At 59.5% G+C, this 15942-nt stretch carries 15 protein-coding genes; 10 read left to right on the top strand and 5 right to left on the bottom strand.

The features are described from left to right. Positions 1–16: 16 nt before the first annotated feature. A complete protein-coding gene (locus PGW49_RS04045; protein WP_035137320.1) occupies positions 17–1459 on the bottom strand; it encodes a YfcC family protein in 1443 nt (480 codons plus the stop codon). A 253-nt stretch (positions 1460–1712) separates the two neighbouring features. Between PGW49_RS04045 and PGW49_RS04040 the strand changes: the two genes are divergently transcribed. The 5 genes from PGW49_RS04040 (at position 1713) to PGW49_RS04020 (ending at position 6002) form a co-directional block, all read left to right on the top strand. Then, the gene (locus PGW49_RS04040; RefSeq protein WP_270225623.1) at positions 1713–2963 is read left to right on the top strand and encodes an arginine deiminase; all 1251 of its coding nucleotides are present in this window, start codon (positions 1713–1715) and stop codon (positions 2961–2963) included. A gap of 2 nt (positions 2964–2965) precedes the next feature. Beyond that, positions 2966–3151, top strand: a complete 186-nt coding sequence (locus PGW49_RS04035; protein ID WP_270225622.1) for a helix-turn-helix transcriptional regulator — start codon at positions 2966–2968, stop codon at positions 3149–3151. 115 nt (positions 3152–3266) lie between these two features. Next, positions 3267–4574 (top strand): IS21 family transposase, encoded by a 1308-nt coding sequence (gene istA, locus PGW49_RS04030; RefSeq protein ID WP_035138955.1) that lies wholly within the window; start codon positions 3267–3269, stop codon positions 4572–4574. Beyond that, entirely contained in the window at positions 4571–5398 is an 828-nt protein-coding gene (locus tag PGW49_RS04025; protein WP_006235234.1) for an ATP-binding protein, read from the top strand. The genes istA and PGW49_RS04025 overlap by 4 nt, the downstream gene beginning before the upstream one ends. A gap of 22 nt (positions 5399–5420) precedes the next feature. After that, positions 5421–6002 (top strand): S24 family peptidase, encoded by a 582-nt coding sequence (locus tag PGW49_RS04020; RefSeq protein ID WP_270225621.1) that lies wholly within the window; start codon positions 5421–5423, stop codon positions 6000–6002. A gap of 60 nt (positions 6003–6062) precedes the next feature. On the opposite strand, the gene PGW49_RS04015 is transcribed toward PGW49_RS04020, so the two are convergent. Together PGW49_RS04015 and PGW49_RS04010 are read right to left on the bottom strand one after the other, a co-directional pair. Beyond that, a complete protein-coding gene (locus PGW49_RS04015; RefSeq protein ID WP_270225620.1) occupies positions 6063–6638 on the bottom strand; it encodes an epoxyqueuosine reductase QueH in 576 nt (191 codons plus the stop codon). Between the two features lie 10 nt (positions 6639–6648). Then, positions 6649–7215 carry a DUF3267 domain-containing protein gene (locus tag PGW49_RS04010; RefSeq protein WP_270225619.1) on the bottom strand — a complete coding sequence of 189 codons (567 nt, stop codon included), beginning with the start codon at positions 7213–7215 and terminating at the stop codon, positions 6649–6651. 132 nt (positions 7216–7347) lie between these two features. Here PGW49_RS04010 and PGW49_RS04005 point away from each other — a divergent pair, with 132 nt between their 5' ends. After that, positions 7348–9498 (top strand): methionine--tRNA ligase, encoded by a 2151-nt coding sequence (locus PGW49_RS04005; RefSeq protein WP_270225618.1) that lies wholly within the window; start codon positions 7348–7350, stop codon positions 9496–9498. Between the two features lie 59 nt (positions 9499–9557). After that, positions 9558–10661, top strand: a complete 1104-nt coding sequence (locus PGW49_RS04000; protein ID WP_270225617.1) for an RsmB/NOP family class I SAM-dependent RNA methyltransferase — start codon at positions 9558–9560, stop codon at positions 10659–10661. 24 nt (positions 10662–10685) lie between these two features. Here the strand turns inward: PGW49_RS04000 and PGW49_RS03995 are convergent, their stop codons facing one another. Further along, positions 10686–10856: a hypothetical protein gene (locus PGW49_RS03995; protein WP_156327664.1), complete on the bottom strand. Its 171-nt coding sequence runs from the start codon at positions 10854–10856 to the stop codon at positions 10686–10688. Between the two features lie 191 nt (positions 10857–11047). On the opposite strand from PGW49_RS03995, the gene PGW49_RS03990 reads away from it, so the two are divergent. After that, positions 11048–12139 (top strand): beta/alpha barrel domain-containing protein, encoded by a 1092-nt coding sequence (locus PGW49_RS03990; RefSeq protein WP_270225616.1) that lies wholly within the window; start codon positions 11048–11050, stop codon positions 12137–12139. An 81-nt stretch (positions 12140–12220) separates the two neighbouring features. Here PGW49_RS03990 and PGW49_RS03985 read toward each other — a convergent pair whose 3' ends face one another. Then, entirely contained in the window at positions 12221–13111 is an 891-nt protein-coding gene (locus tag PGW49_RS03985; RefSeq protein ID WP_270225615.1) for a DegV family protein, read from the bottom strand. A gap of 320 nt (positions 13112–13431) precedes the next feature. On the opposite strand from PGW49_RS03985, the gene PGW49_RS03980 reads away from it, so the two are divergent. Together PGW49_RS03980 and PGW49_RS03975 are read left to right on the top strand one after the other, a co-directional pair. Next, positions 13432–15348 (top strand): fructose-1,6-bisphosphatase, encoded by a 1917-nt coding sequence (locus PGW49_RS03980; RefSeq protein WP_270225614.1) that lies wholly within the window; start codon positions 13432–13434, stop codon positions 15346–15348. A gap of 78 nt (positions 15349–15426) precedes the next feature. Next, a complete protein-coding gene (locus PGW49_RS03975; RefSeq protein WP_215673348.1) occupies positions 15427–15822 on the top strand; it encodes a GtrA family protein in 396 nt (131 codons plus the stop codon). The last annotated feature ends 120 nt before the right edge of the window (positions 15823–15942 follow it).

Here is a 15942-nt window from a genome sequence, read left to right as displayed (position 1 = left end):
ATTTCAGCCATGAAACCTACAGGGCAATAAGTCCCGAGATTGCTACGAATACGATATTGATGAGCGACACGACCAAGAAGAATTTCCAAACGGTCTTCCACCACTGGCCAAGCTTGATCTTACACACGCCCAAACCCGCTACAAGAATGGCGCTAGTAGGACAGATCAAAGACATCGTCGCGCTACCCATGGAGAGAGCCCACACGGCAGCCTCGGGATTAAGGCCCATGAGTTCGGTCAAAGGTCCAAAAATGGGAGCGGTCAGTGCTGCAAGGCCAGATGAGCTGGGAACCAGAATCGCCAGGAGGTTCTCAACCGCATAAAGAAGCGTAGTAAAGAGAACCGCCGGGATGCCGCCCAGACCAGTAGCGAGCGCATTGAGGATGGTATCAATGATCATGCCGTCAGAGGCAATGACAAGGATGCCACGCGCAAGTCCAACGACAATTGCCGAGAAAGCAAAGTCAGCGATACCCGCAACAAATTCCTGAGCGATGACGTCCTGACTAAAGCCCGCAATAACACCAGCCAACAGACCCATGGCCAAAAAGACCGCAGAAATCTCGTTCATATACCAGCCCTGGGTCACAAGTCCCCAGATGATAAGGCACATTCCAGCGATAAATACCGCAAGCACGCCTTTTTGACGACCCGTAAATTCCGCGTCAAGGGCAGATTCATCGGCAGCGAACTCGACTTTCTTGGCGATATCATCCTCAAATGTGATCGATGACTCAGGGTTCTTCTTTACCCTTCGTGCATAGAGGACAACCCAAGTAATTGCAACGGCGGTCAAAACAACCCAGGCAATCATACGCAGCCACAGCTGGGGGTTGCCCTGAATACCAAGAATACCTTGCGCAATGAGAACATTAAACGGATTAATCGTTGAGGCGATGTAACCCGTGCGCGCTCCAACGAACACGACCATGAACGCCGTCATCGAGTCGAAGCCCATAGCCATCATAATTGGCATGAAGATCGCAAAGAACGGGAGAGTTTCTTCCGCCATGCCAAAGCTCGTTCCGCCCAATGCAAAGAGAACCATCGCAATAGGAATAATTAGAATGTCTTTGTTCTTAAAGCGGCGAACGACACGACCCATTCCGCTCGTGATAGCGCCCGTTTTAGTAATAACCTGAAACGAACCGCCCACAATCAAGATGAATGCAACGACCTCAATTGCCTCTTGTATACCGCGCGTTGGAGCCTGAAGAACATCGAAGACGCCTTGTCTGAGATCTACTTCATCCCCGGTTTCCTCGTCAATATATGTCTTTTCACTCTGCTCATACGTACCTGCGACAGTGACTTCACGACCGTTCACCTCCTGACGCTGATAGGACCCAGAGGGAACAATCCACGTGAGAACAGCGAAGATGACCATAAGTGCAAAGATGATCGCATATACGTGCGGGACCTTGAACTGCTTGATGCCTTTCGAACTTTCCGCTGCCATATCTCCTCCTTCATTCCTTTTCCCTTCTATCCAGCTGGCACCATAAATGTATGAGGTTGCTCAGCGGTGGTCGGCCAACCATCGCCATCGTGTCGCTTTTCACCTATGAACGGCAGCTAAAGTGACGTTATTAATCAATCTGATATTTAAAATTGATGTTATTTATCAATTACATACGTCTTTTAACTTTTCCGCAACACAACAAGGAACCTGCCTTAGCCTTATATAAAAACCAGCAGGACAGGAGACAGACATGCAAGGCGTACACATAACAAATGAAATCGGTCATTTAAAAGCCGTACTTGTCCATCGACCAGGAGCTGAAACACAAAACTACCCTGATGCCGACTTCAGCCAAGTTTTCTCCCTGCGAAAATGGAGCGGTCGTTTTGACCTCGACAAAGCAATATATGAGCACGATTCCATGGTTCAATTGCTTGAGAAACATGGCGTAGAAACCATTGAAATTAGGGACCTTCTCGAAGACTCACTTGAAACTGAGCCCCAATCACTTAAATATTTTATTGATGACTACCTCCGTTGCAGTGGGGCAACAGGCAGAGAGTTCCTCGAGACAATAACCCAGCTGTTTGAGAACGCTAAGAACACCCAGGAATTGGTGAATATAGTACTTAACGGCATTCGCTTTGGAGACACTGAGCTATGTTCAAACCAGTCGGAAACACTACGGGCGCTCGTGCACGAGCAATTTGACCCCGCCTCGCTCTTGGTCAATCCCCTCAACACGCTTTTTTTCACTCGTGATCCTGCTGTGGTAGTCGGAGACGGCATCATCCTAAATCATATGTATTGGCCTGAGCGTGATCGTGAGGTCGCCTTATACCGGCAGATATTCACCCACCACAAGATCATGGGAGAAACCCCAGTATGTGATTTGAACAGGAGTAGTTACCATATCGAAGGCGGAGACATTCTTGTTATCAGTGCTAAGACAATATTAGCTGGAATCTCTGACCGAACTGAACCCGCCGCCGTCGAGTCACTTGCCAAAGAGCTCCTGACCTCAAATAAATTCCAGACCACCGAGCTAATTGCGATTCGAGTCCCCTCTGACGGGCTGCGTATCCACCTCGATACGTTCATAAGTAGAATTGATCACGACGCGTTCCTCATCGATCGTGAGATATGCAATGCCGTTGATGCATACCGCATTCAACTAAAACGATCCGGAAAGGGCCTTACGATCACTCCTATCGATCGCACGATTCCGGAAATACTCTCTGCAGCCTGTTGCGAACCAATAAAAGTAATTGACTGCGGAGGCGGGAATCAAACCGCCTACGAAAGAGAGCGCCGGAACAACGCAACGTCTATCCTTGCGCTCTCGCCAGGAAAACTATGCGTATATGAAGAAAACGTTTGGACCAACGAAGCGCTTGAGAAAGCAGGAATGGAATTATTCCCGTTATCCATTGACGAGCTCACCAAAGGCTATGGTGGCACAAACTGTCTATGCCTCCCTCTGTGGCGAGAGGATCTATAGCCATGGGCTTCGGGGCAAATATTCGTAAACTCCGCACCATGGAGCATCTTGGTCAGGCGCAACTTGCAGAGATGTTGGGGGTATCTAAAGAGACCGTTTGTCGTTGGGAAAAAAGTCGGTATGCCCCCCGTGAGCGCCATATTGAAAAGTTACAAACGCTCTTCGGTGTTAGCGCCGGGCGATTTTAGCCGCTAATAGTCAAACTATTTTGACCAATCCCGGTCACCGAATAATGGCCACCGTGCCTCCCCGCCGCCACTACGCTGGTGGTGCCAACACGCCGGCGTTAGGAGGACCATTGAGGTGAACGAGAGACACGATGACCTACAGGAGATTATAGACGCGGCGCTCCGGGAGATGGCCGCGGAGGAGGGCGACGGGTTCGACCCGCAGGCATGCAACCTCGCGGAGTTCTGCAGGAGGACGGGGCTCACCCGCTCCCGCGCGAGGACGGTCAGGGCACACGGGTTCAGGGCCCTGCCCCACGGGAACAGCGGGAGGAGGGCCGCGCCGGGCGTGCTCGCCGGCCACACCGGCCTGGTGGACGACCTCCTGCGGAAGGGCGTCACCAACTCGCAGGTGATATTCGAGCGGCTGCTCGGCCAGGGCTACGCCGGCGGCCTCACCACGGTGAAGACCTATATCGCCGCGCACCGGGACCTCGTGCCCGCGAAGAGGCGGCAGGCGGCCCCGCAGGGCTGCCGCGGCCAGCGCTTCAGGACGGCGCCCGGAGAGGCCTACCAGATGGACTGGGGCTTCGTCGCGGTCGAGCGCCCTGGCGGGGAGCGGGCGCGGATCGCCTGCTTCGCCATGGTCTGCCACCATTGCGGGGGCGCCCACGTCGAGTTCTTCCCGAACGCGCGCCAGGAGAACCTCCTCATCGGGATGCTGCACGCGTTCTCGGCGCTGGGCGTGCCCGCGACCGTGCTCACCGACAACATGAAGAGCGTGGTCGTCCGCCGCGATGCCGACGGCCGGCCCGTCTGGCAGGCCGACTACGCCGAGTTCATGGGCGTCGTCGGCTTCCGCACCAGGTTGTGCAGGCCGCGCCACCCCTATACGAAGGGCAAGGTGGAGAGGCTCGTCCGCTTCGTGAAGGGGAACTTCCTCGCGGGAAGGTCCTTTACCGACCTTGACGCCCTCAACCGGGAGGCCGCCCTCTGGTGCGCCGAGCAGGGAGGCCGCTGGCGGCGCGCGGCGGCATGCGTCCCGATGCGCGAGCACGAGGCGGCGTGCTCGGCGAACACCAGGCCGCTCGAGGTCACGGCCGAGGTCGAGCGGTACCTGTGCCCGCGCCGGAAGATCTCCTTCGACGGCTTCGTGAGCTTCGAGGGGCACCGCTACGGCGTGCCCTACTGGTACGTCCGCCGCGAGTGCAGGGTGAACCGGGAGGGGCGCGTGGTGCACATATACAGCGACGACCTCTCCCGCGAGCTCGTCGCCCACGCCGTCGGCACCGGCGCCGACAGCTGGTGCGAGGGGCAGTGGGAGACATCGCCGGCGCAGCCCGAGGAGCTGCCGACCCAGCCGGTGGGGACCGTGGTCGAGCAAATCGCCCCGCCCAGGACGAAACCCGGTTTCGAGAGGTTCGACTTCGGGAGGGCCGAATGATGGCGGGCGCGGGGGCGAGCCCCTACGAGCTCGCGAGCGACGCCGCGTCGAGGCTCGGGATCGCCGTCGGGGCGGAGGAGCTCGCGACCCTCGCCTCGGACCTCGACCTCGGCGACGGGGAGATGGCCGCCGTGGCAGCCACCTTCTCCTACCTTGCGGAGAAGAGGAGGCTCGCCTCCATCGAGACGCTGCTGAGGCTGAGCAGGCTGCCCAGGCGCGAGCCCAAGACCTTCGAGGGCTTCGACTTCTCCAGGATCCAGGGCCGGGACGCGGCCGCGCTGGGCAAGCTCCCGTCGCTGGCCGACCTCTACGCGCACCGCAACGTCGCCTTCGTCGGGCCCGGCGGCATAGGGAAGACGCACCTCGCGCAGGCCTACGGGCGCGAGTGCTGCATGCGGGGGCTCAAGACCTACTACATAAAGGCGACCGAGCTCAGGGACAGGTTCCAGAAGGCCGTCCAGCGGGGAAACACCTCGCGGGTCGTCTCCTCGCTCGTCAAGCCGTCGTGCCTCATCGTTGACGAGGTGGGGAGATGCGTCTACGACAGGCCGTGCACCGACCTGTTCTTCGATGTCGTCGACAGGCGCTACGAGAAGGAGGGGCCGAACGCGATGGTCCTCACGAGCAACATCGCCCCGAGCGGGTGGGATGAGTTCTTCACGGGCGACGACACGCTCCTCTGCGCCCTCGACAGGCTGTTCGACAAGGCGTCGGTGTTCGTGATGCGGGGCCCGAGCTACCGCGGCAGGGAGCTTGACACCTACTCGGTGGAGGCCGTCCCCCAGGCGGTGAAGGTGAGGGGGATCCAGCCCGAGGGGATGTAGGAATGCGATAGGAAAGTCATAGATGCGGGCGTGTTGGCTAAAATGGGTCGGCCGGGATTGGTCAATCTCGGCCGACTATATTTGGCTAAATTATTCCGGCGCTAACATCGGTTGCACCCGCGATGAACTTGTTGGCGAGGAAAACGATTTGGCCGTAAAACTCGCAAATAAAAGAATCGTCACCGACGAAGACCCTGCTATCCACGAAATGGAGGGCGCATTTCCCGTCATCGATATCGAATCGCAAAAGCGCCGCATCACGCACAGCCAACAAAATGTTTGCGCGCCCGTAGACGTAGCCAAGCGTCACCCACATAGCGTTTTCGTTAAAATCAAAGGTGACGAAATGTCCCGCATTTACCCTCCCGGCAGCTTACTACTTGTCGATACCACCGCAAAGCCTTGGAACGGCTGTGCTGTATTGGCGCTCGCAGACGGTAAAACACCGGTAATTAGGCGATTTGCAGAAGGAAACGACATGATTGTGCTGTCGTCCCATTCTTATGCAACAGCAAGTCCGGATCTGATGTTTAACAAACGGAGAATTAGGATCATAGGAGTCGTCGTTTGGTATCAAGCAAGCCATGATCACACGCTTAATTAAATCGACTTTCCCAAAAACGACCGTACCGCACAGACAGCTCAAAGCCCCAGCCCAAATGAACTACTTTTTGGCGGCTTTGCGCTCGTCGCGGATGCGGGCGCGGTCCATAGCCGCCTCGACAGCCGAGAAGCGGCAACCGCAGTAGTTCTGCCGATACATGCCAAGCTCGTGCGAACGGCGTGTCGCCTCGGGGTAATACGGGCGAAAATCGCGAATCACCGGGGTGAGCCCATGTGCCGCCGCCAAGCGCTCCAACACATCATTGCAGGTTTCAAACAACTGATACGGCGAGACGGCGAGCGTCGTGCCCACAAACTCAAACCCGCGCTCCTGGGCCACACGGCACGCCTCGGCCAGACGCAGGGCATAGCATGCGCGACAGCGACGGGCTCGATCGGCGCCCAGCGGGGCCACGCCGGCCTCCCAGCGCTCCCGGTCCTCCCCCGCCTCGATAAGCTCGATGTCGCCATCGGCACACCACCGGCGCAGCTCGTCCAAACGCCGCTGCCATTCATCGTGCGGCTGAATATTGGGGTTTGTCCAGCAGATTGTGGGCTCAAACCCCTCCTCGCGCAGCAGGCGAACCGGCTCAAGCGAGCACGGCGCACAGCACGCATGCAGCAACAACGACTTCATCGATATCTCCTCACCCAAAAAAGCGCACGCCAAAGGACGTATCCTCGCAGGCGACAATGCGGCGGTCGCGCAGGATCGTCCGCACGTAGTACCAGTCGCCCACGCAGCCCGAAAGGTGCAAACCAGCCGCCAGATAGCACAGCAGCGGATAGCCCGAAAACGCAAACCCCAGGGCAAGCGTTGTCGTCACAACAACCGTCGGCGCCAGGCAAACCGCCACGTACCGCCGGCGCGAATACACCACGCCCTCGGCGCAGGCATAGATCATCGCCGTCTCGCGATTCGCCCCAAAGGTCACCTGCGCGCCCGCAGGCGCCAGCAGCTTAAAAAACACACCGTGCACCAGCTCGTGCACGGCAAATGAAGCCGCCGAAACCGCAGCCAAGCCGACTATCCAGCCCACAACCGCCGTCCAACCGCCCGCGTCAGCCGCATCCAGGTCCGCGGGCCCGCCCAGCAGCATAAACACCGGCACCAGGCACACGGCAAACACGCCGACTACGACCATCCCCCACACGAAGCAAGCGTGCAGAAAATCCTCGTCCTCAAACGCATGTATGTTGGAAATCTCATTCATAGCATCTTAGGATAGCGCCCCTGCCACGCACCCGCCCGCATGTGCGATAATGTCGAACGATATGCACGAATTGACCACCGCGCCGCCGAGCCCCGCGCCCGGCCGCGCCCTCACCATATGCGAAGGAGTCCCATGGCATCCAAATACTCCATGAACGACCGTCCCAGCTGGCCTCGCCGCGCCATCGTTACCGCCGGCGAGCCCTACGGCAACAAGGGCCTTCACTTTGGCCACGTTGGCGGCGTCTTTGTCCCTGCCGACTTCTTCGCCCGCTTCCTGCGCGACCGCCTGGGCCGCGAGAACGTCATCTTCACCTCGGGCACCGACTGCTATGGCTCGCCCATCATGGAGAGCTACCGCAAGCTCAAGGAGAACGAGGGCTACGACAAGTCCATTAACGAGTACGTCGAGTCCAATCACTCCCGCCAGGCCGCGACCCTCAACAACTACAACATCAGCTGTGACATCTACGGCGGCTCGGGCCTTGAGCCGGCTGCGCAGATTCACAACGAGGTGACCGCCGAGATTATCGAGCGTCTGCACGAGCAGGGCACCATCTCCAAGCGCTCCACGCTGCAGTTCTACGATGCCAAGGCCGGCACGTTCCTCAACGGCCGTCAGGTGATCGGCCGCTGCCCCATCCAGGGCTGCAAGTCCGAGAAAGCCTACGCCGACGAGTGCGACCTGGGTCACCAGTTTGAGCCCGAGGAGCTCATCGCGCCCAAGAGCCAGCTCACCGGCGAGGTGCCCGAGCTGCGCCCGGTCGACAACCTCTACTTTGACCTGCCGGCCTACCTCGACTTTATGAAGACCTATACCGCCAAGCTCGCCCAGAACCCGCAGGTTCGCTCCGTGGTCTCCAAGACCATGGAGGAGTGGCTGCTGCCGGCCCAGCTCTACATCCAGAACAAGTTCCGCGAGGCCTTCGATGCCGTCGAGGATCAGCTTCCTGAGCACACCGTGCTGGAGCCCGAGGGCAACAAGAGCAGCTTTACCGTCACCTTCCCCAGCTGGAAGGAGCGCGACGATGCCCACGCCGTGCTCGCCAACGGCGGCGTGCGCTTCCGCAGCGGCAAGGCGCTCGTGCCCTTCCGCATCACCGGCAACATCGACTGGGGCGTTCCGGTGCCCGAGGTCGATGGCGTCTCCGACGTCACCTGCTGGTGCTGGCCCGAGAGCCTGTGGGCGCCCATCAGCTATACGCGTACCGTGCTCGCGCGCGATGCCAAGGCCGCCGGCGTGACCGAGGGCGTCGCCGCCCAGGATGCCGCCCTCATGGGCGAGCCCGCTGCCGACTCCACGCAGGTGCCCGCGCCCACCTACCAGCACAGCTCGCTCGACTGGCGCGACTGGTGGTGCTCTGACGACGCTCAGATCTACCAGTTTATCGGTCAGGACAACATCTACTTCTACTGCATCGCGCAGACCGCCATGTGGGAGGCCCTAGGCTGGAACCTCACGCAGAGCACCGTCAGCGCCTGCTACCACCTGCTCTACATGGGCAAAAAGGCCAGCTCGTCCTCGCAGACTCCTCCCCCGCCGGCAGACGACCTGCTCAACCACTACACCTGCGAGCAGATGCGCGCGCATTGGCTGTCGCTCGGCCTGTCCGAGAAGCCGGTGAGCTTTAGCCCCAAGGCATACGACACGCGCGTGACCGGCAAGGACAAGGACGGCAACGAGGTGCGCGCCTGCGACGACAAGCGCGTTATCGACCCCGCCCTTAAGGAGAGCGCGCTGCTGACCGGCGTGTTCAACCGCCTGGCCCGCAGCTGCTTCTACGGCGTCGCCGTCAAGGAGGGCGACGAGAGTCCCTATCGCAACGGTTGCATCCCCGCCGGTGCCGCTTCTGACACCGTGGTCGAAGCCGCCCAGCAGGCAGCCCTCGCCTTTGAGCAGGCCATGTACAAGTTCGAGACGCACCGAGCGCTCGCTGTGTGCGACGACTACCTGCGCGCCGCCAACAAGCGCTGGAGCGATGCCTCCAAGACCGCCAACAAGCTCGAGGTCGAGCCGGCCAACGCCGCCATGACGCAGGCCCTCGTCGACGCCTTTACCGAGCTGCGCGTAGCGACCGTGCTCATGCACGGCATCGTGCCGGCCGGCTGCGAGCTCATCTGCGAGTACTTCGACGTTGACCCGGTCGCCTTCTTTAGCTGGGATAACATCTTTGCCTCCACGGATGAGTTTGTGGAGAGCCTGGGCGAGAAGCCCGGCGAGCACCGCGTGAAGCCGCTGCCCCCGCGCTTCGACTTCTTTAGCAAGCACGAGAGCCAGTACTAAAGCACGCCAGCAGCGGCGTGCCCGGAAAGTAGTCAATTTGGAACGGGAAGGAAAGACGGATGTCCAAGCCGCGTCGTCGTAAGCAGAAAAAGCAGGTTAAGCCCGAGCTCAAGCTTAGGCAGTTTGCCTCCACCGAGCTTTCCGACCAGCTTGCCGCCCAACACTCCGCCGCCGACCTGCCGCGCTTTATGGTCGACACAGTCGCCGGCGCCTATGCGTCCGCCGATGCCGAGCTCATGATCGAGGGCTTCGGCGCCGCGGTCACACGCCCGGTCACGCTGCGCGCCAACACGCTCAAGGCAACCGCCGAGGACATCGCTGCGGCGCTCGATGCCGCTGGCATCGCCCACAACCCCGTCGCCTGGTACCCGGACGCCTTTATCCTGCCCGAGGCCCAGGTTTCCGATCTGTGGGATCTCGACATCTACCGCGACGGCAAGATCTACCTGCAGAGCCTGTCATCCATGATGCCGCCGTTGGTCCTGGGCGCCCAGGCAGGCGAGGACATCCTGGACATGTGCGCAGCCCCCGGCGGCAAGACGACGCAGATCGCCGCCCTCACCCAGGGACAGGCGCACCTCACCGCCTGTGAGATGAGCATTCCCCGCGCCGAAAAGCTCGAGTCGAACCTCCATCGCCAGGGTGCCAAAAACGTGCCCGTCATGCGCATCGACGCACGCGAGCTCGACGAGTTCTTCCGCTTTGACCGCATCCTGCTCGACGCTCCCTGCACCGGCACGGGCACCGTCATCAGTGGCAACAAGAAAAGCCTGCGCGGCCTCACCGAGCAGTTGCTGAGCAAGTGCGCCCGCTCGCAGCGAGCACTTCTGGACCGCGCCATGGGGGCCCTCAAACCGGGCGGCACGCTCGTCTATTCGACTTGTTCGATCTTGCCGCAGGAAAACGAGGACGCCCTGCAAGAGGCCCTCGACAAGCATATGGACTGCGAGCTCATCCCCCTCGACGGCACGCCAAGCGAAAGTGAAGCACGCCGCGCCCAGGAAGCTGGTGAGGAGCCGCGCATCGAGTCCAACGCCCTGACCGAGGCCATTGCCGCGGGTCAGGTATCGGCCATCGCCAACGGCCTGCCCGGCACGCTGACCATTCCGCCTAGCCGCGACTTTGAGGGCTTCTACATTGCCCTGATTCGAAAACGCAGCTAGCGCACGGATCCAAAACTCAACAAGCTATCTCTGTGCGCGTTTGCCCTGCTGGTCGCGATGTTGTTTAAGCATCGCGCGCTCTTTGCGTTCGGCCCTTTTGCCCTTAATGGCCGTGACCACAAAGTAGATGACCGCGGCGGCAACGATTGCGGCCACACACAGGCCAATCGAGCCAAACATTGCTGTCAATTCCATACCGCGTCACCTCTCTTTTAAACGGGACTTTCAAGATAGCACCTCGATACCCGCCACCACAGCTCCTTCACGTTCGCCGGCCCTTCGGTCTAACGGATGGCGCGGCGGGGAAAAATCAACTCGTCAAACGATTTAGCATTCACAATTCCGGCTGCATAGCGCCGGCCGTTATCACATAGAATCGAGCCTCCATGGATACCCTCAACGATCTAAATGAGCGCGTCGACGCCTTCGTCGGCACCAGCTCCTTCGACACGCCTGCCGCGGCAAACGACCAAGCTCCCATCGATGTGCCCGCCGAGGTTCACGAGGACATCGTCGCCTCGGTCGATTTCTCCGAGGTCGAGCTCGCAGACGAGTTCACCGAGCCCCAAGTAGCCGTCACGCCCAACGGCCTACTCCCTATGGAGCCCCTGCCCATCGACGGGCGCCTGCGCAAGGCGGCCCTTCGCATGCCCGACGAGATCGAGGAGGCCAGCGGCTTTACGCTCTTCGGCCGACGCATCAAGTCGCTCATCTACACCACCGACGTCGCGGTTATCCGCAACTCCAACGCCGATGCCGTCTTTGCCGTTTACCCTTTCACGCCGCAGCCCGCCATTACGCAAGCACTGTTGACCGTCGCCGAGTGCCCGGTCTTTGTAGGCGTGGGCGGCGGAACTACGACCGGTAAGCGCTCCGTGCAGATGGCAGCCGTCTCCGAGATGCAGGGCGCGGCGGGCTGCGTGGTCAACTCCCCCGCTACTGCCGAGATGGTAGAGCACATCACCAACATCGCCGACATCCCCGTCATCGCCACGGTCGTTCGCTGCGACGACGATGCCCACGCCAAGGTGCGCGCCGGCGCCAAGATTCTCAACATCGCCGCCGGCAAGAACACGCCTCAGGTCCTACGCGAGCTGCGCGAGCACTATCCCAACCTGCCGCTCATCGCGCCGGGCGGCAAGACGCCAGAGAGCATCCGTGAAACCGTCGCCGCCGGCGCCAACGCCATCATCTGGACGCCGCCTTCGGCCCAGCAGCTACAGACCGACATGATGCAGCGTTATCGCAAGATGAAGGAAGACGCCACACCTGTCATCTCGCGCGACGACGTGCCCATTATCGACCAGGTCGCCGCCGCCGAGGTCAGCCAAGTCGAGAACATGAATCCCGACGTGCCGATTCCCGACGAAGTCATCGAGCGCGTCGCTTCGATCCACGAGCGCGTCGAGGAGCATCGCGCCAATCGCGGCCTCAAGCCGTCACTGCACGGCTTCTTCTTCCGCGGAAAGAAACGCTAGCCGCAACAGCAAGGCCCGCCCCACAAACGTGAGGCGGGCCGTTTTCGTTTGAACAATCATGCAGCGATGTGATGGGGCAAATTAATCCACACGCTTGTCGCCCATAAAGAAGAGCGCCACCGTACCAGGTCCGGTATGCGAGCCAATCAGAGTACCGATGTCATTGATCTCAATCTTGCCTTTAAGCTGCGGAACCTGTTCCTCAATCAGCGCCGCGACCGCCTCGGCATCCTCGCGGCACGCCGACTGCGACATGATGCACTTACCCGAATAATCCGCACCGTCCTGTACGTGTGCCATCATGGTCTTAGCCATCTCGGAAATCGCGCGCTTCTTAGTGCGAATCTTCTCACGTGGCGACAGCTTACCTTCGCAATCGACCGTCATAAGCGGGCAAATCTTAAGCGCCGTGCCGATGATCGCGCTCGCAGCCGAAATGCGACCGCCTCGTAGGTAGCTCGACAGATCGGTCGAGAAGAACCAGTGGTGCAGGTTGAGTTTGTGCTCCTCGATCCAGGCAGCCGTCTCGTCGAGTGAAGCCCCGCTATCGCGCACGTCGGCGGCATATTCCAGCAACAGACCAAAGCCCGAAGACGCCGCCAGCGAATCGATGATGCGCACTTTGCCGCCCTGGGGATAGCGATCCGCGAGCATCTGCGCCGCAACGCAAGCCGATCCATACGTGCCCGAAATACCCGACGACAACGTCAGGTGCAGCACGTCTTTACCCTCGGCAACAAACGGCTCCCAAAACTCCTCGTACTCACCCACGCTCACCTGAGACGTCTTGGGCATGGCGCCCGCGGCAATCTGGGCAAAAAACTTGTCCGGCGTAATCGACTGATACAGATTGTCCGTATAGACAACATCGTCGATCTCGTAATGAAAACACACGACAGGAATATTGCGCGACGCAAAGAACTCACGGGTTCGGTCGGCGGCGGATTCACAGGTCAGGACAAAATCACTCATATGAGGCTCCTTACTCATTGCTGCGCAAATTATCGCACAGTGAGCCTATATGCGGTACATATGTCCACTATTTACCAAATCGAACCAAAAATAGTGAACATCTTTACCACCATCGTCTCCACCGACCCCACGCATAAATATCTGAGAAAACACTCTCTGTCGTCTCCACCCAACCGACACATCTACCTTCACTAAATCGATTTACCAAACCGTTCAGTCAACAATTCAGCCGCTGGCGCAAAATCGAAACAAAAGCGGCGCATACTGGTAAACGTTTGACGCTGTTTATCAGTTTTACCAGCCCCATCGGAAGGTGTTTCATGGTCGCATTCGATCGCAACCCGCAAGACTTCAAGTATCTGCGCCTGCTGTCGAGACAGTTCCCCACCGAACAATCCGCATTTACCGAGATTATCAACCTCTCGGCCATCCTCAACCTACCCAAGGGCACCGAGCATTTTATGAGCGACGTGCACGGCGAGTACGAAGCCTTTATGCACATCCTCAACAACTGCTCGGGCGTCGTACGCGAGCATGTCGACGAGATTTTTGGCGACACGCTCTCCTTTGACGAAAAGGGCGAGCTGTGCACGCTCATTTACTACCCGCGCGAGAAGATTGAGCTGGTCCGCAGCCAGCGCGAGGACTCGCCCACCTGGTACAAGACGATGCTTGACCAGCTCATCATGGTCGCTCGCTCGCTTTCAAGCCGCTACACGCGCTCCAAGGTGCGTAAGGCCATCCCGCGCGACTACGCCTATATCATCGACGAGTTGTTGCACACGCACCCGGACGAGAACAACTATCGCGTGCGCTATCACGAGCGCATCGTGGAGTCCATCCTGGAGACCGCCAGCGCCGACGACTTTATCGAGTCGCTCGCTTCGCTCATCAAGCGCCTGGCCGTCGACCACCTGCACCTGGTGGGCGATATCTTCGACCGCGGCGGCGGCGCAGCCAAGATTATGGACCGCCTGCTCACCTACCATTCGCTCGACATCCAGTGGGGCAACCACGACCTGCTGTGGATGGGCGCTGCGGCCGGTGAGCCCGCCTGCATCGCCACGGTATTGCGCAACAACCTACGCTACGACAACTACGAGATCTTGGAGAACGACTACGGCATCTCGCTGCGTGAGCTTGTCGCCTTTGCCGATGCCACCTATACCGCCGGTGAGTCCATCACCCCGCTGATCAAGGCCATCAACGTGCTGCTCTTTAAGCTCGAGGGCCAGATTATCCAGCGTCACCCCGAGTTCGATATGACCGACCGCCTGCTGCTCGACAAGATCGACCACGACAACGGCACGGTCACGCTCGCCGACGGCAGCGTGTGGCCGCTCACGACCAACGACTTCCCCACCGTCGACCCGGCGGACCCCTATACGCTCACGCCCCAGGAGCAGCACATCATCGACAAGCTCGTGTCCGAGTTTGTCACCGCCGATCACCTGCATCGCCATATCGATTTCCTCTATTCCCACGGCTCGATGTACAAGGTCGCCAACGGCAACCTGCTCTTCCACGGCTGCGTTCCGCTCAACGAAGACGGCACCTTTAGCAGCATGAACTGTCTGGGCACCTGGCACGCTGGCCGCGATTATCTCGATTTTTGCGACCACATCGCCCGCCGCGCCTGGCGCGTGGGCGACCGCGACGCTCTCGACTGGATGTGGTACCTGTGGATTGGCTTTAACTCGCCCGCCAGCGGACGCCTGGTGCGTACCTTTGAGCGCGCCTATATCGCCGATAAGAGCACCTGGGTCGAGCCGATGGACCCATACTTTACGCTTACCAAGTCGCCCTCGGTCTGCGACGACATCATGCGCGAGTTTGGCGTCGCGCCCATGGCATGTTCGCCGACCGGCCACATCATCAACGGCCACACGCCCGTTAAAACCACCAAGGGTGAGCAGCCCATCCGCGCCGAGGGCAAGCTACTGGTCATCGATGGCGGCTTCTGCCGCGCTTACCATCCCAAGACGGGCATCGCCGGCTATACGCTCATCTCGAGCTCGCGCGGCTGCCGCCTCAAGTCGCACCGGGCCTTTACGACGGTTGCCGAGGCACTCACGCGCAACGTGGACATCGAGAGCGAGACCAACCGTTTTGACCAAGCAGACCGTCGCCGCATGGTGAGCGACACCGATACTGGCGCCAAGATTCGCAGCCAGATCCAAGACCTGCGCCAGCTGCTCGATGCATATAGAAACGGTGCTATCGAGGAGCGCGCCTAGCACCACCCGCGGGGATTGGCTAAACTTGCTAAGTTTGTCATCCCCGCGGCGCTTCGGCGCCAGCTTAAGGCAGGTACTATGCAAAAGCTCCTTGCGCAGATTATGAAATTTGGCGTCGTCGGTGTCATTGCCACGGTTATCGACTTTGGCATTATGAATCTGCTCCACTACGGTCTGGGCCTCAACATCCTAATCGCCAACACCAGCGGCTTTATCATCTCACTCATCTTTAACTACCTCGCAAGCATGAAATACGTGTTTGCGCACAAGGAAGGCATGAGCCGCCGCCGCGAGTTCATCATCTTTGTCGTGCTGTCCGTGATCGGTTTGGTGCTCAACGACGGTATTGTGCTGACACTCAACGCCGGCCTGGGACTCGAGGCCAATATCGCCAAGATTTGTGCCACCGCACTTGTCATGGTCTACAACTTTGTGACCCGAAAGATCTTTCTGGAGGGCGACGAGACCAAGTAACTCGCAACCTTACAGCCTTACGATGCCCACGGACAATGCGTGCTCAGCGCAGTATCGCCCGTGGGCATCGTTCGTTTACGGGCAAATTCTCAACGTTTGCGGATTGACTCTTGAAAATTT

Source organism: Collinsella aerofaciens, assembly GCF_027679495.1.
GTDB lineage: Bacteria > Actinomycetota > Coriobacteriia > Coriobacteriales > Coriobacteriaceae > Collinsella > Collinsella aerofaciens_AK.
Note: the sequence above shows the minus strand (reverse complement) of the source record. Positions and strands in the feature narration are given on the sequence as shown.